17 protein-coding genes are annotated in these 18,182 nt (G+C 72.2%); 11 read left to right on the forward strand and 6 right to left on the reverse strand.

Annotated elements, in window-relative coordinates; all coding sequences use genetic code 11:
• Positions 1-126 precede the first annotated feature (126 nt).
• On the reverse strand, positions 127-924 hold the full coding sequence (locus ACFVDP_RS02030; protein ID WP_383481735.1) for a putative protein N(5)-glutamine methyltransferase: 798 nt from the start codon (positions 922-924) through the stop codon (positions 127-129).
• Between the two features lie 295 nt (positions 925-1,219).
• Here ACFVDP_RS02030 and ACFVDP_RS02035 point away from each other — a divergent pair, with 295 nt between their 5' ends.
• Complete coding sequence (locus ACFVDP_RS02035; RefSeq protein WP_383481738.1) at positions 1,220-1,636, forward strand: nuclear transport factor 2 family protein; 417 nt, start codon at positions 1,220-1,222, stop codon at positions 1,634-1,636.
• Positions 1,637-1,657: 21 nt separating this feature from the next.
• Here ACFVDP_RS02035 and ACFVDP_RS02040 read toward each other — a convergent pair whose 3' ends face one another.
• Genes ACFVDP_RS02040 through ACFVDP_RS02050 form a run of 3 tightly spaced genes read right to left on the reverse strand, consistent with a single transcriptional unit; the run spans position 1,658 to position 5,023 of the window.
• A complete protein-coding gene (locus ACFVDP_RS02040; RefSeq protein WP_383481740.1) occupies positions 1,658-3,058 on the reverse strand; it encodes an MFS transporter in 1,401 nt (466 codons plus the stop codon).
• Positions 3,055-3,510 carry a MarR family winged helix-turn-helix transcriptional regulator gene (locus ACFVDP_RS02045; protein ID WP_383481743.1) on the reverse strand — a complete coding sequence of 152 codons (456 nt, stop codon included), beginning with the start codon at positions 3,508-3,510 and terminating at the stop codon, positions 3,055-3,057. The genes ACFVDP_RS02040 and ACFVDP_RS02045 overlap by 4 nt, the downstream gene beginning before the upstream one ends.
• Positions 3,511-3,553: 43 nt before the next feature.
• Positions 3,554-5,023, reverse strand: coding sequence for an MFS transporter (locus ACFVDP_RS02050; RefSeq protein WP_383481746.1), 1,470 nt, complete (start codon positions 5,021-5,023; stop codon positions 3,554-3,556).
• A gap of 147 nt (positions 5,024-5,170) precedes the next feature.
• Between ACFVDP_RS02050 and ACFVDP_RS02055 the strand changes: the two genes are divergently transcribed.
• Positions 5,171-5,779: a TetR/AcrR family transcriptional regulator gene (locus ACFVDP_RS02055; protein WP_383481749.1), complete on the forward strand. Its 609-nt coding sequence runs from the start codon at positions 5,171-5,173 to the stop codon at positions 5,777-5,779.
• A gap of 13 nt (positions 5,780-5,792) precedes the next feature.
• On the opposite strand, the gene ACFVDP_RS02060 is transcribed toward ACFVDP_RS02055, so the two are convergent.
• Positions 5,793-6,395, reverse strand: a complete 603-nt coding sequence (locus tag ACFVDP_RS02060) for a TetR/AcrR family transcriptional regulator (protein WP_383481752.1) — start codon at positions 6,393-6,395, stop codon at positions 5,793-5,795.
• Positions 6,396-6,536: 141 nt separating this feature from the next.
• Here ACFVDP_RS02060 and ACFVDP_RS02065 point away from each other — a divergent pair, with 141 nt between their 5' ends.
• The 3 genes from ACFVDP_RS02065 to ACFVDP_RS02075 are packed head-to-tail and all read left to right on the forward strand — an operon-like array spanning position 6,537 to position 11,610.
• On the forward strand, positions 6,537-7,979 hold the full coding sequence (locus tag ACFVDP_RS02065; protein ID WP_383481754.1) for a cytochrome P450: 1,443 nt from the start codon (positions 6,537-6,539) through the stop codon (positions 7,977-7,979).
• A 32-nt stretch (positions 7,980-8,011) separates the two neighbouring features.
• A complete protein-coding gene (locus tag ACFVDP_RS02070) occupies positions 8,012-9,862 on the forward strand; it encodes an ABC transporter transmembrane domain-containing protein (protein ID WP_383481757.1) in 1,851 nt (616 codons plus the stop codon).
• Complete coding sequence (locus tag ACFVDP_RS02075) at positions 9,859-11,610, forward strand: ABC transporter ATP-binding protein (protein WP_383481760.1); 1,752 nt, start codon at positions 9,859-9,861, stop codon at positions 11,608-11,610. Before ACFVDP_RS02070 ends, ACFVDP_RS02075 begins: the two co-directional genes overlap by 4 nt.
• 29 nt (positions 11,611-11,639) lie before the next feature.
• Here the strand turns inward: ACFVDP_RS02075 and ACFVDP_RS02080 are convergent, their stop codons facing one another.
• Positions 11,640-12,383, reverse strand: a complete 744-nt coding sequence (locus ACFVDP_RS02080; RefSeq protein WP_383481763.1) for an MgtC/SapB family protein — start codon at positions 12,381-12,383, stop codon at positions 11,640-11,642.
• 113 nt (positions 12,384-12,496) lie between these two features.
• Between ACFVDP_RS02080 and ACFVDP_RS02085 the strand changes: the two genes are divergently transcribed.
• From ACFVDP_RS02085 to ACFVDP_RS02110, 6 genes are all read left to right on the forward strand, one after another.
• Complete coding sequence (locus ACFVDP_RS02085; protein ID WP_383481766.1) at positions 12,497-12,754, forward strand: hypothetical protein; 258 nt, start codon at positions 12,497-12,499, stop codon at positions 12,752-12,754.
• 62 nt (positions 12,755-12,816) lie between these two features.
• Positions 12,817-13,605: an arylamine N-acetyltransferase gene (locus ACFVDP_RS02090; RefSeq protein ID WP_383481768.1), complete on the forward strand. Its 789-nt coding sequence runs from the start codon at positions 12,817-12,819 to the stop codon at positions 13,603-13,605.
• A gap of 87 nt (positions 13,606-13,692) precedes the next feature.
• A complete protein-coding gene (locus ACFVDP_RS02095; RefSeq protein WP_383481770.1) occupies positions 13,693-14,820 on the forward strand; it encodes a substrate-binding domain-containing protein in 1,128 nt (375 codons plus the stop codon).
• Between the two features lie 116 nt (positions 14,821-14,936).
• Positions 14,937-16,280, forward strand: coding sequence for an ABC transporter substrate-binding protein (locus tag ACFVDP_RS02100; RefSeq protein ID WP_383481773.1), 1,344 nt, complete (start codon positions 14,937-14,939; stop codon positions 16,278-16,280).
• 31 nt (positions 16,281-16,311) lie between these two features.
• Positions 16,312-17,295 (forward strand): carbohydrate ABC transporter permease, encoded by a 984-nt coding sequence (locus ACFVDP_RS02105; protein ID WP_383481776.1) that lies wholly within the window; start codon positions 16,312-16,314, stop codon positions 17,293-17,295.
• Complete coding sequence (locus ACFVDP_RS02110; protein WP_383481779.1) at positions 17,292-18,164, forward strand: carbohydrate ABC transporter permease; 873 nt, start codon at positions 17,292-17,294, stop codon at positions 18,162-18,164. Before ACFVDP_RS02105 ends, ACFVDP_RS02110 begins: the two co-directional genes overlap by 4 nt.
• The last annotated feature ends 18 nt before the right edge of the window (positions 18,165-18,182 follow it).

Below are 18,182 nucleotides of genomic sequence, written 5' to 3' on the forward strand. Positions count from 1 at the left end.
GGGGTGGGTTCTGCGGGGGAGTTGGATGGGGGGGGGGAGAGGAGGAGCCCCCCCTCCCCCCCCTTTTTTTCTTTTTCTCCGGCCCCCCCCCCCCCCCCGGGACCACATCCGTATCCGATGTCTGTCTCAGCGCGCCGGACGCGTACCGACGACGACCGTGGCGTACAGGTCGTCGTCCTCCACCAGGCGGGCCGAGAGGCCGGAAGCGCGTACGGCCGCCAGCGCCGTGTCGGCCTGCCGCTCGCTGGTCTCCACGAAGAGCCGGCCGCCCGGCGCGAGCCAGCGCGGCGCCTGCTCGGCGACCCGGCGCAGCACGTCGAGGCCGTCCTTGCCGCCGTCGAGCGCGATCAGCCGCTCGTGGTCGCGGGCCTCGGACGGCAGCAGCGGCAGGTCACCGGTGGGAACGTAGGGGCCGTTGGCGATGAGGATGTCGACCCGGCCCGCCAGGTCCGCGGGCAGCGGGTCGTACAGGTCACCCTCGTGGACCTCGCCGCCGAGCGGGGCGAGGTTGCGGCGGGCGCAGTCCACGGCGGCCGGGTCCAGGTCGGCGGCGTGCAGCCGGCCCGGGGCGCGGGCGGCGAGGACGGCGGCGACGGCTCCGGTGCCGCAGCACAGATCGACGACGGTGGCGCCGGGGCGGGTGCGCGCGAGGGCCTGGCGGGCGAGGAACTCGGTGCGGCGGCGCGGCACGAAGACCCCGGGGTCGACGGCGATCCGCAGCCCGCAGAACTCGGCCCAGCCGACGACGTGCTCCAGCGGGAGTCCGGCGGCGCGCCGCTCGACCATCGCGGTCAGTTCGGCCTGGTCGCGGGCGGAGGCGTGCAGGATCCGGGCCTCGTCCTCGGCGAAGACACAGCCGGCGGCGCGCAGCGCGGACACGAGGAAGTCGGGTGGGGGCGGTACGGATGTCGGAAGGAGCGGCATGGGCGTGGTGTGACCTCTCGGGACGCCGACGGGGCTCCCGGCCGTCGCGCGACCGCCGACCGGCTCAGCGCGAGCGGTCGTGGCGCACGGCGCGAGCAGGGAGCACCTGACCTGGTACAGCGAAGATCGGGCTCACCTCCTCGTTCCCTCGTGGCGCTGTGGGGCCCGGTCACACTACCTCACCGGACCCGGCGCGGGACGGCATCCCGGCACCCGCTGGCGCTCCTGTTCCCCCTGCTCCCCCGCTACCCTGACGCGCGATGGAACGACGAGAGCGCGACACCGGGAGCAGCGCATGGACACCGAGAGCGCCGGGGACGCCGCGCGACGGTTCGTCGACGTGTGGCAGGACGGATGGGCGCGGCACGACGTGGAGGCGCTGGTCGCCCTGTACGCGCCGGACTGCGTGCACCGGTCGATGCCGTTCCGGGAGCCGCACCGCGGGCGGGACGCGCTCGCCGCGTATCTGCGCTGGTCGTTCGCGCAGGAGCGGCCGGTGGACGTGCGGTTCGCGGCGCCGGTGGTGGGTCCCGGGCCGGTCGCGGTCGCCGAGTTCCGGGTGCTCTCCGAGGAGGACGGCAGGCCCACGACGCTGGCCGGGTGCGTGTTCGTACGGTTCCGGGCGGACGGGCTCGTGGTGGAGACGCGCGACTACTGGCATCAGGCCGACGGACACCAGGAGCCGGCGGGCGACCTCTTCTTCACCCGGTGACGACCTCGGAAGCCGCGCGGCTCAGTGCTGTCTGCGCAGCGCCCGGTCCGTGACGGTCAGGGCGACGAGCAGCACGCCGAGGACGGCCGAGACCGTCGCCATCAGATGCAGTCCCGCGTCGTCGGCGCTCTGCCCGTAGGCGAGGGCGATCAGGCTCGACGCGGTGATGGCGCCGATGTACTGGGCCGTGCGCTGGAGACCCGCGGCGGCGCCGATGTCGGCGGCGGGCGCGTACTCCTGCACCGCTGCCTGGTTGCTGGTGCCGATGAGGCCCTGCGGGATGCCGAAGCAGGCGCCCGCGAGGAGCAGCACGGCCAGCGGTGTGGAGCCCGAGACGAAGGCGAGCAGTGCCGCGCCCGCGGTCAGCAGCGCACTGGCGACGATCAGCGGGACGCGGATCCCCTTGGTGCGGGCCCCGATCAGGGAGCAGACCAGGGCGGCCAGCGACATGGGGAGCATCAGGAGTCCGGTGTGCCCTGAGGAGTAGCCGCGGCCTTCCTCCAGCCATTGGGTGAAGCCGTACATGACGCAGTAGATGAGCAGATAGCTGAGGCCGTGGCGCAGGTAGGTGCGGGCGAGCGGGCCGTTCCCGGCGAGCATCCGTACGTCGATGAAGGGCGTGCGGCAGCGCAGTTGCCACCACAGCAGGCCTGCGGTGAGCACGGCGAACGGGGCGAGCAGCCACCACAGGGGGTGGGCCAGGTCGAGGAGGAAGAAGACCAGGACGGTCAGGGCTGTGGAGAACAGGCCGATGCCGAGCGGGTCGAGGGCGAGCTTCGGGGCGGGTTCGCCTGCCGCGGCGCGGGGCGGATCGGCGGGGATCCACAGCACGGCGCAGCAGAACGCGATCACGGACACCGGCACGTTGACCGCGAAGATGCCGCGCCAGCCGACGACCGTGACGAGCAGCCCGCCGAGCGTGGGGCCGACGGCGGCGCTGCCGAGCGCCGCGAAGGAGAGCCGGGCCATGACGGGCCGCGGCGGGCGGCGGCCGACCCGGCGGCCCTCGTCGCGCAGGACGGCCATCGCGGCGGGGTACGCGGCCGAGGTGCCGATGCCGAGCAGCAGCCGGGAGACGACGAGCCAGCCGAACGCGGAGGCGAACATGCCGACGAGGCCGGAGGCGCAGACCACGACGAGGCCGGCGAGGAACACCCGGCGCGGGCCGAGCGCGTCGGCGAGCTTGCCGAGGACGGGCTGGGCGACGGCGCTGGCGAGGTAGAGCACGGAGATGAGCCAGGCGGTGTCGGCGGCGCCCACCCCGAAGTGGTGCCCGATCGCCACCAGGCCGGTGGAGATCATCGTGGTGTTGAGCGGGTTGAGGACCGAACCGAGCAGGAGGGGGGCGGTGAGCCGGGCGCGGAAGCCGCCGCCCGTCGGGGCGGGTGCGGTGGTGACCGTCGCCGTTATGTCACCGCTCACCGCTCCACCAGCCGTCCGAGCAGCACGGTCGCCTCGGCGACGAGGCGGCGCTCGGCGGGGTCGAACTCGGCGTCGATGGCCTGGGCGAGCCAGCTGTGCTTGGCCGCGCGGACGGCGTCGAGGGTGGCACGGCCGTCGTCGGTGATGGAGACGACGGACTGCCGCCCGTCGTTCGGGTCCGGGGTGCGGGCGACGAAGCCGCGCTCCTCCAGGGCGCCGAGCGTGAGCCGCATCGACTGCGGCTTCACGTACTCGGCGCGGGCGAGCGCCGCCGTGGTGTCGGGGCCCTCCGTGTCGAGGCGGGCCAGCACGGTGCGCTGGGTCGGGGTGAGCAGACTGTCCGGCGACGCGGTGCGCAGCCGCCGTGAGAGCCGGCCGACGACGGTGGCGAGGTCGGCGGCGACGCGCTCGCCGGGCGGCTCCTGGGCTGCGGGTCCCTGCGTTCCTGACATGGCTCCACCGTAGGAGATAGACAGGAAGCCTTGCAAGTTTTCCTTACGACTCGGCCTCTTTGCGCGCACCACCGGGGTACAGGGCGAGGGTCACCACCGCCCCGAGGGTGAAGACGCCGGCGGCCCACCAGTAGGCGGTGCTGTAGCCGTGGACGGCGGCCTGTTCGAGGGTCCGCGGCGTCCGGGCGGGGTGGGTGGTCAGGTAGTGGGTGGCCGCGGTGGTGGCCATGGTGTTGAACAGTGCCGTGCCGACCGATCCGCCGATCTGCTGCATGGTGCTGACCGCCGCCGAGGAGACTCCCGCGTCGCGCGCGCCGACCCCGTAGGTGGCCAGGCCGATGGCGGGGGCCGTGGAGAGCCCCATGCCGAGCCCCGCCAGCAGGAGCGGCGACAGGATGTGCGCCGCGTAGCCCGTGTCGACGTTCAGCTCCGTCATCCACGCGACGGCGACGGCGGACACGGCGAGCCCGAGGGGGACGACGGGGCGCGGCCCCACGCGCGGGACGAGCGCCGCGGCGGCGACGACCGAGACGACCATCGTGACCGCGACCATGGGCAGGAAGGCGAGGCCGGTGCGGGTGGGGCTGTATCCCAGCGTGTCCTGCAGGTAGTAGGTGACGAAGAGGAAGACGCCGAAGACGCCCGCGCCGGAGACCAGGACGGTGAGGTAGGAGGCCGCGCGGGAGCGGTCCAGGAGGATGCGCAGCGGCAGGAGCGGCTGCTCGGCGCGCGTCTGCCACCACGTGAACACGGCGAGGAGCAGACCGCCGGCGGCTATGGAACCCCAGGTGAGCGGGGCGCTCCAGGAATGCGCGTTGGCGTTGCTCAGTCCGTAGACGAGGCCGAACAGCGCGGTCGAGACCAGCAGCACGCCGGGTACGTCCAGTCGCACCGTACGGTCGCGCCCCTCACGGGGAAGCAGCACCAGGGCGGCGCCGAGGGCGACGACGGCCAGCACGACATTGACGTACAGGGTCCAGCGCCAGCTGAACTGCTGGGTGAGGACGCCGCCGAGGAGGAGTCCGATCGCGCCGCCCGCCCCCGCGATGCCGCCGAACACCCCGAAGGCCTTGGCCCGTTCGCCGGCGTCCGTGAAGGTGGTGACCAGCAGCGAGCGGGCGGACGGTGCCAGCAGCGCGGCGAACACGCCCTGCAGCGCCCGCGCCGCGATCAGCAGGCCGAAGGTGTGCGCCGTGCCGCCCAGCGCCGAGGCCGCGGTGAAACCGATGAGGCCCACCAGGAACACCTTGCGGCGGCCGAACATGTCGGAGATCCGTCCACCGAGCAGCAGAAGACTGCCGAACGCCAGGGCATAGGCGGTGATGACCCACTGCCGGTCACCGTCGCCGAAGTGCAGATCGGCCTGGGCGGACGGGAGGGCGATGTTCACGATCGTGCCGTCCAGCATCACCATCAGCTGCGCGAGTCCGACCAGGGCGAGGATCCACCAGCGGCGCTGTCGTTCCGTCGGCACGCCGGCACGAGGGCGCGCGAGATCGCTGGTCAGGGGCATCGGAGGCCTTTCGGTTCTGAAGCGCTGCGCGCCTCTCATGTATATGCCGATTACATTAGGGAGGCATGTAAACACCGTCAACTTCCGCGCGGACTTTCCGTGGCTTTCCACTACGATGTAAATGTTGCCTACATACGGAGCGCCTGAATGACCAGGACGAAGGACGCCTACCACCACGGTGACCTGCGTGCCGCATGCCTGCGCGCCGCTCGGGAGCTGCTCGAGGAGGACGGCAGCAGCGCGCTGTCGATCCGGGCGGTGGCACGACGTGCGGGGGTCTCCCCCGCGGCTCCCTACCGCCACTACCTGGACCGAGAGGCCCTGGTGCACGCGATCGCCGCACAGGGCTACCGGGAGCTCACCCGGAAACTGGCCGACGCGCACCCCGAGCCGTCGACGCCGGAGGATCTGGCGGCCACGGCGGTCGTCTACGTGCGGTTCGCGCTGGACCACCCGGGGATGTTCCGGCTGATGTTCGCCGACCCGTGCGCACCCGGCAGCGAGGAGCGGACCGAGGCCACCGCCGCGATCTTCGAGTACCTGACGGAGAGCATCCGCAGGATCTTCCCGGCCGCGGACCCGCAGGCCCTGTCATGGGGAGTGCTGGGACTGGTCCACGGACTGGCCTTCCTGCACCTGGACGGCAAGTTCGACCTGGCGCCGCAGGACGCGCTGCCCGAGCGGGTGCGCGCCGCCGTCCTCGCCGTGCTCGCCCCCTCACCGGAGAGCGCCACCGAACCGCAGAGCACCCCCTAGCCGGAGAGCGCCCCTAGCCGGAGAGCGCCCCCAGCAAAGCCCGCGCACACAGGTCCCGTACCTGTTCACGGGTGAGTTCCGGTGCGTCGAGCCAGTCGAGGCAAACGGCGACGAGGAAGGCGAGCCAGCCGCGCACGGCCAGGCGCAGCGCGGCCGGTTCCGGGAGCCGGCCGGTGATCTCGGGGTCGGCGGCGAGGGCTGCCAGGATCTGCTGCTCCTGCGCGGCGAGCCCGTCGCGGTAGACGGTGCGCACAGTGGGGTCGCCCGCGGACTCGGCGCGATGGAAGGCACGGAAGCCCTCGGCGTGCGCGGCGACATAGCCGAGGAAGGTGTCGAGTCCCGCCCCGATCTGCTCGCGCACCGGGATGCCGGGGACGGCGGCGGTCAGCCGCAGCATCCGCTCGCTCTCCCGGCGCACGACCGCCGAGAAAAAATCCCGTTTGTTCGGAAAGTAGTGGTAGAGGAGCCCGCGGGAGACACCCGCGATCTCCGCGACCCGCTCGATCCACACATCGTCGTACGGACTCTGGGCGAACAACTTGGCTCCGACGGAGAGGAGTTGCTCCCTGCGCTGCTCCGTGCTCATTCTGCGCCGGGTCGTCCGCTCTGCCGTCATGGCCCGACCCTACTGGACGGACACCGTCTTACTTGACGTGAGTTCAATAACAGCCGCACACTGAGGCGCATTATTGAATCCACGTCTAACAAGCAGCCCCCGGTGCACCAACCCATCGGTGGCGCAGGGGAGATGGGCTCGATGGCTCAGATGACACAGGCGGCCGGCGCCACGCTGCCGCGGGGCTTTCGCAGTGCCGAGCAGGGCTGGCCGCGCCTGGACCGGATCCCGCACCCGCCGCGCCGGGTGCCGCTGATCGGTGACGTCGTGGGCGCCAATGTCCGTACGCCGTTGCAGGACTCCATGCGGATGGCCGCCGAGCTCGGCCCGATCTTCCGGCGCAAGGCGTTCGGCAAGGAGATCGTGTTCGTGTGGGGGGCCGACCTCGCGGCGGAGCTGGCCGACGAGTCGCGGTTCGCCAAGCACGTCGGGCTCGGCGTCGCCAATCTGCGCCCGGTCGCCGGGGACGGTCTGTTCACCGCGTACAACCACGAACCCAACTGGCAGCTCGCGCACGACATTCTGGCGCCCGGGTTCAGCCGCGAGGCGATGGAGGGCTATCACCCGCTGATGCTCGACGTGGCGGGGCAGCTGATGGCGGCGTGGGACGCGAGCGAGACCGCGGGCCGCCCGGTGGACGTCCCCGCCGACATGACCAAGCTGACGCTGGAGACGATCGCGCGCACCGGGTTCGGGCACGACTTCCAGTCCTTCGAGCGGGAGCGGCCGCATCCGTTCGTGACGGCGATGGTCGGCGCGCTCTCGTTCGCGCAGCGCCGCAACGTGGTGCCGCCGCTGCTGTCGGCGCTGCTGCGCGGCGCCGAGAAGCGCAACGCGGCGGACCGCGCCTATCTGAACCGCACCGTCGACGACGTGATCGCCACGCGCCGCGCCTCCGGCGGCGGCCCCGGTGATCTGCTCGACCGGATGCTGGAGGTGGCGCACCCGGAGACGGGCGAGCGGCTCGCGCCCGAGAACATCCGCCGTCAGGTCATCACGTTCCTGGTGGCCGGGCACGAGACGACCTCCGGCGCGCTCTCCTTCGCCCTGCACTATCTCGCGCAGAACCGCGAGGTGCTGGCGAAGGCGCAGGAGGAGGTCGACCGGGTCTGGGGCGACGTGGACGTACCCGCGTACGAGCAGGTGGCCAAACTCCGCTATCTGCGGCGGGTCCTGGACGAATCGCTGCGGCTGTGGCCGACGGCGCCCGCGTTCGCGCGCGAGGCGGTCGCCGACACCACGCTCGGCGGCACCCATCCGATGCGGCGCGGCGCCTGGACGCTCGTCCTGACGACGATGCTGCACCGGGACCCGGCGGCGTGGGGCGACGATCCGGAGTCCTTCGACCCGGACCGGTTCGCGCCGCAGGCGGTGCGGGCTCGCCCGGGACACGTCTTCAAGCCGTTCGGGACGGGTGCGCGGGCCTGCATCGGGCGGCAGTTCGCGCTGCACGAGGCCACGCTGGTGCTCGGCCTGCTGCTGCGCCGCTACGACCTTCGGCCCGAGCCCGCCTACCGCCTGAAGGTGACCGAGCGGCTGACGCTGATGCCGCAGGACCTGCGGCTCGACCTCACCCGCCGATAGGCCACCCGCCTCACACGTCCTAGGGTGCGCACATGAGTGACCCTGACACGTATCCGGGCCCGGGCGACGCGGACGAGGCACCTTTCGGCGGTGATCCCGGCACGCCCGATCTCCGCGGTCCCGTGCGCTACTTGTGGTGGCTCATAGCGCGCCAGCCCGGACGGGTCGCGGCGGGCGCGCTGCTCGGCAGCGCCTGGATGGTGGCGCTGACGCTGCCCCCGTACGTGCTGTCGCGGGCGATCGACGAGGGGCTGCTGACCGCCGACTCCCGTGCCCTGTACGGCTGGTGCGGGGTGCTGCTCGCGGTCGGCGCGGGCACCGCCTGGTTGGCGATCATGCGGCATCGCACCATGACCCGGCTCCGGCTCGACGCGACGTTCCGCACGACGCGCCTGGTGACCCGGCACGCCACCGTCCTGGGCGCGGTGCTGCCGCGCCGGGTCGCGGCCGGGGAGGTCGTCACCATCGGCGTCGGTGACGTCGCCCGGATCAGCCAGACCCTGACGATGGCCGGGCCCGGCGTCGGCGCCATCGTGGCGTACATCGTGGTCGCCGCGCTGCTGTTGTCGATATCGGGGCTGCTCGCGGTGGTGATCCTGCTCGGTGTGCCGCTGATCGCCGGTTGCCTCGGGCCGCTGCTGACCCGGCTCCAGGGCGCCGAGTCGGGGTACCGCGAGCAGCAGGGCGTGCTGGCCGCGCGGCTCGCCGACCTCGTCGGCGGACTGGGGGTGCTCGGCGGGCTCGGCGGCAAGGACGTGTACGCGCGCCGCCTGCACCACGACACCGTCCGGCTGCGCGACGAGGGCTACCGCGTGGCCCGGGTGAGCAGCTGGATCCAGGCCCTCGCCGTCGGTCTGCCCGCGCTCTTCCTCGCCTGTGTCACCTGGCTCGGCGCGCGGATGGCGGCCCGGGGCGAGATCAGCGTGGGCCAGTTGGTGGCCGTGTACGGCTATGTGGCGATGCTGGTGGTCCCGGTGCAGTTCTTCGTCGAGGGCGGCTACGACCTGGGGCGCGGGCTGGTCGCCGCACGCCGCGTCCTGCGGTTTCTGGCGCTCGAACCCCGGACGCCCGGGCACCGCTCCCCCGTCGCCGGGCCGCCCGTCGGCGCCGCGCTGCACGATCCGGTCTCCGGGGTGCGGGTGGCGCCGGGCCGGCTGACCGTGCTGGCGACGGCACGGCCCGGGGACGCGGCGGAGGTCGTGGACCGGCTCGGCCGGTTCGCACCGTCGGCGGTCACCTGGGGCGAAATATCGCTGGAAAGAGTCGAGTTGGCGGAGGTGCGGCGCCGTGTGCTGGTGGCCGACCCGGAGGCGGACCTGTTCTCCGGATCGGTCCGTGAGACCGTCGCGGGACGGCACACGCCGGACGACGAAGCGGTGGCGCACGCCCTGCACGCCGCGGCCGCCGACGATGTGATCGCGGGGCTGCCCGCCGGCGCCGACGCCGAACTGTTCGCCCAGGGACGCAATCTGTCGGGCGGCCAGCGTCAACGGATGCGCCTGGCACGGGCCCTGCTGGCCGACCCGGAGATCCTGCTCGCCGTCGAGCCCACCTCCGCGCTCGACGCCCACACCGAGGCCAGGGTCGCCGACCGGCTGCGCTCCGCCCGGCAGGGCCGCACCACCCTGCTCACCGGCACGTCCCCGCTGCTGCTCGACCGGGCCGACGCCGTGTGCTTCCTCGTCAACGGGACGGTCCGGGCCGTGGGCACGCACCGCGAACTGCTCGCCCGCGACGGCACGTACCGCGCGCTCGTGGCACGCGGGACCGGGGCCGACGGCCCGGACCCCGACCCCGATTCCGCCCCCGACACCGATCCCGACTCCGCCCCGGCTCCGGCTCCGGACGGCCACACCGTGCCCGTGCAAGGAGGCCCCGCATGAGTACCCCGCCCTCGCTCCCCGTCGCCGGACGGGCCGCCGTGCGCCGCGCCGCCCTCGATTTGATCCGGGCCGACCGCGGCGCCTTCGGAGGCGTCGTGCTGCTGAACTGTCTCGCCGCCGGCGCCGGCATCGTGGGCCCGTATCTCCTCGGCCGGATCATCGACGACGTGCGCGCGGGCACCACGGTGGGGCACGTCGACCGGGTGGCGTCGGCGATCCTCTGCTTCGCCGTGGTGCAGTTGCTGTGCGCCCGCTGGGCGCGCCTGGTCGGGCACCGGTTCGGGGAGCGGGCCGCGGCCCGGATCCGGGACCGGTTCGTGGAGCGGGCCCTGGATCTGCCCGCCCGGGTGGTGGACCGGGTCGGGCCCGGCGACCTCACCAATCGCGGCACGGAGGACATCTCCACCGTCGCGACGACTCTGCGCGACGCGGGACCCGAGGTGTCCGTGTCCCTCGCCCAAGTCCTCTTCCTGGCCGGAGCGGTGTGGGTGGTCGCGCCGTGGCTCGGCGCGGTCGCGCTGCTCGCCCTGGCCGGCATCCCGGTCGCGGTGCGCTGGTATCTGCGCCGCGCCCGCACCGCGTATCTCGCCCAGGGCGAGGCCGACTCGCACCGGGCCGAGCAGTTCGCGGCGACCGCCGCGGGGGCCCGCACCGTGGAGGCGTTCGGACTGCAGGACCGGCGCGTCGCGGCGTCCGAGCGGGCCATCCGGCACAGCCACCGCACCCGGATGCACACCCTGTACCTGCGCACCGTGCTGCTCCCGTCGGTGGACTTCTCCTACATGCTCCCGGTCGTCGCCGTCCTCCTGGTGGGCGGCACCCTGCACACGCACGGAGTGCTCAGCCTGGGCGCGGTCGTCACCTGTGCCCTGTATCTGCGGCAGTTGTCGGGGCCGCTGGACACGATCCTGCTGTGGATGGAGCAACTCCAGAGCAGCGGCGCCTCGTTCGCCCGCGTGGAGGGCATCGGCGGGGCCGCGCCCGTACCGACGTACGAGGCCGTGGAGCCGACCGGTGACACCGTCGAACTGCGCGGAGTGCGCTACGCGTACGAGGGCGGGCGCGAGGTGGTGCGGGGCGTCGACCTGAGCGTGCGGCCCGGCGAACGGCTGGCGCTGGTCGGGCCGTCGGGGGCGGGCAAGACCACGCTGGGCAAGCTGCTCGCGGGGATCGACGCACCGCACTCCGGGACCGTCACCGTGGGCGGCGCGCCGGTGACCGCGCTCGGACCCGAACGGCTGCGCCGGCACATCGCCCTCGTCACGCAGGAGCACCATGTGTTCCTCGGCTCCGTCCGCGACAACCTGCGGCTCGCGGCGCCGGACGCCGACGACGACCGGCTGCTGTCCGCGCTCACCGCGGTCGGCGCGCACTGGGCGGAGACCCTGCCGCAGGGTCTGGACACCGAGGTCGGCGCGGGCGGCCTGCGCCTGGACGGGCCCCGCTCTCAGCAGCTCTCGCTCGCGCGCGTCGTGCTCGCGGATCCGCACACGGTCGTCCTGGACGAGGCGACCGCGCTGCTCGACCCGACTGCCGCCCGGCACACCGAGCGCGCCCTGGCCGCCGTTCTGCACGGCCGTACCGTCATCGCGGTCGCCCACCGGCTGCACACCGCGCACGACGCCGACCGGGTCGCCGTGATGGAGGACGGCCGGATCACCGAACTCGGACCGCACGACGAACTCGTGGCGGCCGACGGGGCGTACGCGGCGCTGTGGCGCTCGTGGCAGGGCGGGACCGGCTCATGAGTCCCTCGTCCTCGGGGTCCTGAGGCCGGCTATTCGTCCGCCGCGGTCTCCAGCGACGCCACGTCGAGCACTCCGTCCAGCTCGGCGAGCACGGCCACGAGGGACGGCACCTCCGCCGCGCCCTCGATCTCCATCCGTACGGCGATGGTGCCGCGCCGGCCCGCGCCGCCGTCCCAGTCGGTGCGGTCGGTGCGCACTTCGAGGACGCGGAAACCCCGGCCCGTGCACTCCTCCAGCACCCGCGTCAGCACGCTGCTGCCCACCTCGTACGCGAGATGCAGCCCTGTGCGCCGCTCGGTGGCCAGGGCGGGGACGCGGCGGCTCACCCAGGGATAGCCGCGGACCACGAGGAAGTGACAGGCGGTCGCGGCGATCGCGAGGAGTGGGAGTCCGCCGCCGCAGGCCATCCCTATGGCGCAGGTCAGCCAGACGGTCGCGGCGGTGGTCAGGCCGCGGACGGCGTCCCGTCGCACGAAGATCAGTCCGCCGCCGATGAATCCGATGCCGGAGACGATCTGCGCCGCGACCCGTGACGGGTCGAGGGCGACACCGTCGATGCCCAGCATGGAGTTGAATCCGTGCTGGGAGACTTCCATGAACAGGGCGCTGCCCACACCGACGAGCGTGTGTGTGCGCAGTCCCGCGCTCTTCTGCTGGACGGCGCGCTCGGCGCCGATCAGCGTGGACAGGACGAGCGCGAGCCCCAACTCGGCGAACTGCCGGGCGCCTTGCCCCGCCGCGGGATCAAACAGCGGCAGTGCGTGCGATGACACGAGTGCGTTCCTCCTTGTCCCGTGAGGTCCTCGTTGGACACTTCAACCACCCGAGCCTAGTCCCGCCGCCCCATTGGCGACGGATTGTCAGACCCGTGCGCAAGAGTGGGGTCATGCAGGTAACCAGGAATCTCGACACACACGACCGACCGGCGAAGCACCACGAGCTGGCGGCGGCGCAGGCCTGTCTGCGGCTGCTGCAGACGGCGCGCGCCGCGCTCTCCGGCACGGAGCCACCGGCGACCGCGTCGGTCCTCGCCGTGCCGATCGCCGAGGCGGACGAAGCGCTGCGCAAGGCGGGTCTCGCGGGCAACGAGGCGTGGCTGCTGGAGCGGATCTACGATCTGAGGCCGGAGGACACATCGCCTTGACGCGCCACCGCTCGTCGAGGTGAGGGCCCCGCGGCGCCGGAGCCGTCCGCCACACTGGCCGTATGGATCACAGCCGGGTCGACGCCTACCTTCACCGCATCGGGGTCGAGCGCCCCGCCGCACCCACCGCCGAGGCGCTGCGCGCGCTGCACCGGGCACATCTGCGAGCGGTGCCGTTCGAGAACCTGTCGGTGCACTTCGGTGAGGAGGTCGTGCTTGAGTCGGCGGCGCTGGTGGCCAAGGTGGTCGACCGGCGCCGCGGCGGCTTCTGCTACGAACTGAACGGGGCGTTCGCGGCGCTCCTCGACGCCCTCGGTTTCGAGGTGACCACGCTGCAGGCGCGCGTGGTCGGCAAGGACGGACGGCCCGGCATCCCGTACGACCACATGGCGCTGCGGGTGCGCACGGTGGACGGTGGGGAGCGGCTCGCGGACGTCGGCTTCGGCGCGTTCTGCGCGGAGCCGCTGGCGTACGACGAGCGCGGCGAGCAGCGGGACCCGGCCGGGGCCTTCCGGATCGAGGACGCCGAGCACGGCGATCTGCTCGTGCTCCAGGACGGCCGGCCGCAGTACCTGCTCGACCGGCGCCCGCGCGAGCTGCGGGACTTCGAGGCGGGCTCCTGGTACCACCGCACCTCGCCCGCCTCGCACTTCACCAAGTCCCTGGTCTGCTCACGCTCCACCGAGGACGGACGGATCACCTTGAGCGGTCATACGCTCACGACGACGGCCGCCGGGCAGCGCACCCAGCACACCCTCGACTCGGACGCCGCCGTCCTCGCCGCGTACGACCAGCACTTCGGCATCGTCCTCGACACCCTCCCGCCCGAACCCGAGAGCACCGAAGACTGACCCGGCACGCCGTCCGCTGGTTATGCTGCCGCCGAACCGTTCAGTAAAGCGCTCAAACGAACAGCGGGTTGCGAGGGGGCCATCAGCATGCGCGAACCGGTCGATCTCAGGCGGCAGCGGATTCTCGCCGTGGTGCAGTCACGCGGCGCGACACGGGTCAGCGACCTCGCCGCGGAACTCGCGGTGTCGGTGGTGACACTCCGCCGTGACGTGGAGGAACTCGCCCGCGAGGGCAAGCTGCGCCGCGGCCACGGTGTCGCGCGCCCGATGCTGCCGGAGACCGCGCAGGCCGCCCCGCCGCCCGACCCGCTGCCCGACGGCGGCCCGGTCGCGGTGGTGGTGCCGGAGCGGCACGCCTACCTGTACGAGATGCTGCACGGCGCGCGGACCACGTTCGAGGAGGCCGGCATCCGCATCGGCCTGCACATCGCGCCGCCCGTCGCGGGGGCGGAACAGCCCATCGTGGAGCGGGCGTTGGCGGACGGCGCGCGGGGGCTGCTGATCGCCCCGCGCTGGCGCAGCCGGGCCACGGAAGAGGCGGACTACACCTGGCTGGCCCGGCTGTCCGTCCCGGCGGTCCTGATGGAGCGCAGGCCACGCGCGGGCAGCGCGCTGCATGCCGTCGACACGGTGTGCACGGATCACTGGTACGGCGTCCATCTCGCGCTCGACCACCTCGCCGGCCTCGGTCACCGGCGCATCGTGCTCGCCGCACGCGACGACAGCCCGACGGCGCGCGCCCTGCGCTCCGCGTTCACCGAGATCGCCGCCGCGCACCCGGACATCGACAAGTGGGCGGTCGTGCTCAGCGCCCCGGGCGCGGCTCCCGACCCGGACGCGGCCGCCGCCGCGGTCCCCGTCGAACTGCCCTCGCTGATCTCGGAGTTGGGAGCGACGGCAGCCCTTCTGCACGGTGACGTGGATGCGCTGATGCTCGTACAGAAGTTGCGGGACAGCGGGGTGCGGGTGCCGGAGGACTGTTCGGCGATCGCGTACGACGACGTGGTCGCCGGGCTCGGGAGCACGCCCCTGACAGCCGTGTCACCGCCCAAGGCCGAGGTGGGCCGGGCGGCGGCCGAGCTGTTGCTGCGCCGCCTGGAGCGGGGGGCGTCGTCCGGGCCGGCCCGGCGCATGGAGGTGCTGCCCGATCTGAAGGTGCGCGGTTCCACGCAGCAGGCCGCCCCCGTCCCGGCTTCCGAGGTCCCGCCCAACTGACGTCCGAAGACGATCGTTTGACCGCTTCATTTTCTTCTGATCGATCTATTGACCGAGACCGCTCAGCCGATCAGGATTCCCGTGACTCGAACACGCAGGAGCCGCGGGAGGCGCCCATGCCTGGTCGACAGAGCCGTCGATCCATGCTCGCCGCGATCACCGCGCTGCCGCTGACGGGCGCCCTCGGCGCCTGCAGCGGATCGGACAGCGCGACGTCGCGGAGCAGCAGCAAGACCGGTACCAAAGGCACGACCACCATCACGTTCTGGTCCGCGTTGCGCGGCAGCCAGGAAGTGGTGGACGAGTTCAACAAGACGCACGACCACATCCAGGTCCGCTTCGAGCAGATACCCTCCGGCAACGCGGGCGGCTACCTCAAGCTGAGCAACGCCGCGCGGGCGGGGAACGCCCCCGACGTCGCCACCATCGAGTACCCGCAGGTGCCGGGGTTCGCGATCGACGGCGTCACCCGCGACCTCACCTCGCTCCTCAGCGACGACCTGCGGAAGAAGCTGCTGCCGCAGGCGCTCGGCCAGACGACGTTCGAGGGGCGCACGTACAGCGTGCCGCTCGACGTCGAGCCGACTGTGCTGCACTACCGCAAGGACCTGTTCGACAAGTACGGCTTCGAGGTGCCGACCACCTGGGACGAGTACGCCGATCTCGCCCGCGCCGTGCGCCGCACCGGCGGGAAGCGCAAGGTGTGCATCTTCCCCCTCGACATGGGCCTGTACTCCGGCCTCTGCTGGCAGGCGGGCGCGCAGTGGTTCGACACGTCGAAGGGCGCGTGGAACGTCTCGCTGGCCGACGCGCCCACCCGGCGCGTGTCGAAGTACTGGCAGCGCCTCATCGACGAGGACCTCGTCTACGCCAACAACCCCAACAGCCGCGCCAATGATGCCCAGATCGGCAACGGTCTGTCGCTCACCCGGCACAGCGGCGCCTGGGACGCGGGAGCGCAGATGAACGCCCGCCCGGAGCAGAAGGGTCTGTGGCGCATCGCCCCGCAGCCCCAGTGGGACCCGGACCGGCCGGCCCTCGGCACCAACGGCGGCTCGACGTTCGCCGTGACCAAGGACAGCGCCCACCCCGAGGCCGCCATGGAGTTCATCGAGTGGCAGGTCTCCAGCCCGGCCGCGCTCAAGGCCCGCCTCTCCAGCGGCGCCAGCAGCCAGTACCCGGCCGTCTCCGAACTGATCCCGGTCGGCCGCGCCGCGTTCGACCGCACGTACTACGGCGGCCAGGACATCTACACGCTGTTCGAGCAGGAGGCCCACAAGATCCGCGACGGCTGGGTGTGGGGGCCGCGGATGACCGCGACCGCGCAGGTCATGCAGGACGCCTTCACCCGCGCCGCGGCCGGATCCGGCACTCTCGAATCGTCGATGCGCGCGACCCAGGACGGCACGATGCCCGACCTGAAGGCGCTCGGCCTCAAGACCACCCAGCACACGACATGAACGCCCGCACTCCGAAAGGCAGGTGACTCCCATGACCGCGACCACCCATGCCCCCGCGACGGCGTCCGCGCCGCCGCGCGGCCAGGACGCCGCCGGACGCAAGGCGCAGCGCACGGCGGGCCGCCGTCGAGGCGGCGCAGCGGGCGTCCTGATGGCCCCCTTCTTCATCCTGCTCGTCCTCGTCTTCCTGATCCCGGTGGCGACGGCGGTGTGGCTGAGCTTCTTCAGCGACGACCAGCCGGGCCTGGGCTTCGGCCCGGAGCGCACGGTCTTCGTGGGCCTGCGCAGTTACGCGGCCGTGCTCACCGACCCGTCGTTCCTGTCCGGGCTCGCCACCGTCGGCCTGTACTGCCTGATCTACATCCCGCTGATGGTGATCGGCTCGCTCGCGCTGGCGCTGCTGCTCGACTCAGGGGTCGTACGGCTGCGCGCCTGGGTGCAGCTCGGGCTGTTCCTGCCGCACGCGGTGCCCGGCATCATCGCCGCGCTGATCTGGCTGTATCTGTACACGCCGGGCATCAGCCCGATCATCGAGGCGTTCGCCAAGGGCGACATCACCATCGACTTCCTGGGCCTGCACACCACGGTCCCGTCGATCGTGAACATCGCGCTGTGGTCCAACCTCGGCTACAACATGGTCGTCTTCTACGCGGCCCTGCAGGCCGTCCCCCGCGAGGTCCTGGAGGCGTCGGTCGTCGACGGGGCGGGACCGGTGCGCACCGCGCTCCAGGTGAAGACGCCGCTGGTGCGGTCCTCGATCGTCATGGTCGCGATGTTCACGCTGATCTGGGCCCTGCAACTGTTCACCGAACCGGCGCTGCTGCACCAGTCGTCGGCGATGGTGGGCGCCCGGTTCTCGCCGAGCATGTACATCTACGACGCCGCCTTCAGCCGGAACAACTACTCACTCGCGGCGGCCGCCTCGGTGATCCTCCTGATCATCACCATCGCCGTGTCGTACGGCGTCACCCGCTGGACCAACCGTGTCGAGGCCGCAGAGGAGAACGCCCGATGACCACAGCCGAGTTGAGCAGTTCTTCCCTGCTGCGTCCGCGCTTCCTCGGCCGCGCCGTGGTCAACGTCGTCGTCGCGATCTCCGTGCTGTACACCGTGCTGCCGGCACTGTGGCTGGTCCTCGCCTCGACCAAGACCCGTGACGCGCTCTTCCAGAGCAGCATCTTCTCCCTCAGCGACTTCTCCCTGATCCAGAACCTCAAGGACCTGTTCGCGATGGACGGCGGCCTCTACAGCCGCTGGTACGGCAACAGCCTGCTGTACGCGGTGCTCGGCGCGGCCATCGGCTCGATGGTCTCCGTCGCCTGCGGCTACGCCTTCGACAAGTACCACTTCCGGCACAAGGAGAAGCTGTTCGGTCTGGTCCTCGCGGCCGTCATGGTGCCGCAGACCGTCCTGGCGCTGCCGCTGTACCTGATCGCGTCCGAGGTCGGCATCGTGAACACCTTCTGGTCGGTGTTCATCCCGGTCCTGTTCAACCCGTTCGGCGTGTATCTGGGCCGCATCTTCTCCCAGGGCTATGTGCCGAACGAGGTCCTGGAGGCGGCCCGCGTCGACGGCGCCGGCGAGCTGACGACGTACGCGCGGCTCTCCCTGCGGATGCTCGCGCCCGGTCTGGTCACTGTCTTCCTCTTCCAGCTCACCACGATCTGGAACAACTTCTTCCTGCCGATGGTGATGCTGTCCAATCAGAACCTGTACCCCGTCAGCCTGGGCCTGTTCCAGTGGAACAGCCAGGCGACCGTCTCTCCCGAGTACTACCCGGTGGTGATCATGGGCTCGCTTCTCGCGGTGCTCCCCCTTGTCCTCGCGTTCATCCTCCTCCAGCGGTTCTGGAAGGCCGGCCTGACGGCGGGGGCGGTCAAGTGACCCTGCCCCGCGTGGCGT

The organism is Streptomyces sp. NPDC057694 (assembly GCF_042799415.1).
GTDB lineage: Bacteria > Actinomycetota > Actinomycetes > Streptomycetales > Streptomycetaceae > Streptomyces.

Excerpts from the sequence above, each read along its gene's own strand:
- ACFVDP_RS02030 (WP_383481735.1), bottom strand. The coding sequence starts at position 924 with ATGCCGCTCCTTCCGACATCCGTACCGCCCCCACCCGACTTCCTCGTG.
- ACFVDP_RS02035 (WP_383481738.1), top strand. The coding sequence starts at position 1,220 with ATGGACACCGAGAGCGCCGGGGACGCCGCGCGACGGTTCGTCGACGTG.
- ACFVDP_RS02045 (WP_383481743.1), bottom strand. The coding sequence starts at position 3,510 with ATGTCAGGAACGCAGGGACCCGCAGCCCAGGAGCCGCCCGGCGAGCGC.
- ACFVDP_RS02050 (WP_383481746.1), bottom strand. The coding sequence starts at position 5,023 with ATGCCCCTGACCAGCGATCTCGCGCGCCCTCGTGCCGGCGTGCCGACG.
- ACFVDP_RS02055 (WP_383481749.1), top strand. The coding sequence starts at position 5,171 with ATGACCAGGACGAAGGACGCCTACCACCACGGTGACCTGCGTGCCGCA.
- ACFVDP_RS02060 (WP_383481752.1), bottom strand. The coding sequence starts at position 6,395 with ATGACGGCAGAGCGGACGACCCGGCGCAGAATGAGCACGGAGCAGCGC.
- ACFVDP_RS02065 (WP_383481754.1), top strand. The coding sequence starts at position 6,537 with ATGGCTCAGATGACACAGGCGGCCGGCGCCACGCTGCCGCGGGGCTTT.
- ACFVDP_RS02070 (WP_383481757.1), top strand. The coding sequence starts at position 8,012 with ATGAGTGACCCTGACACGTATCCGGGCCCGGGCGACGCGGACGAGGCA.
- ACFVDP_RS02075 (WP_383481760.1), top strand. The coding sequence starts at position 9,859 with ATGAGTACCCCGCCCTCGCTCCCCGTCGCCGGACGGGCCGCCGTGCGC.
- ACFVDP_RS02085 (WP_383481766.1), top strand. The coding sequence starts at position 12,497 with ATGCAGGTAACCAGGAATCTCGACACACACGACCGACCGGCGAAGCAC.
- ACFVDP_RS02090 (WP_383481768.1), top strand. The coding sequence starts at position 12,817 with ATGGATCACAGCCGGGTCGACGCCTACCTTCACCGCATCGGGGTCGAG.
- ACFVDP_RS02095 (WP_383481770.1), top strand. The coding sequence starts at position 13,693 with ATGCGCGAACCGGTCGATCTCAGGCGGCAGCGGATTCTCGCCGTGGTG.
- ACFVDP_RS02100 (WP_383481773.1), top strand. The coding sequence starts at position 14,937 with ATGCCTGGTCGACAGAGCCGTCGATCCATGCTCGCCGCGATCACCGCG.
- ACFVDP_RS02105 (WP_383481776.1), top strand. The coding sequence starts at position 16,312 with ATGACCGCGACCACCCATGCCCCCGCGACGGCGTCCGCGCCGCCGCGC.
- ACFVDP_RS02110 (WP_383481779.1), top strand. The coding sequence starts at position 17,292 with ATGACCACAGCCGAGTTGAGCAGTTCTTCCCTGCTGCGTCCGCGCTTC.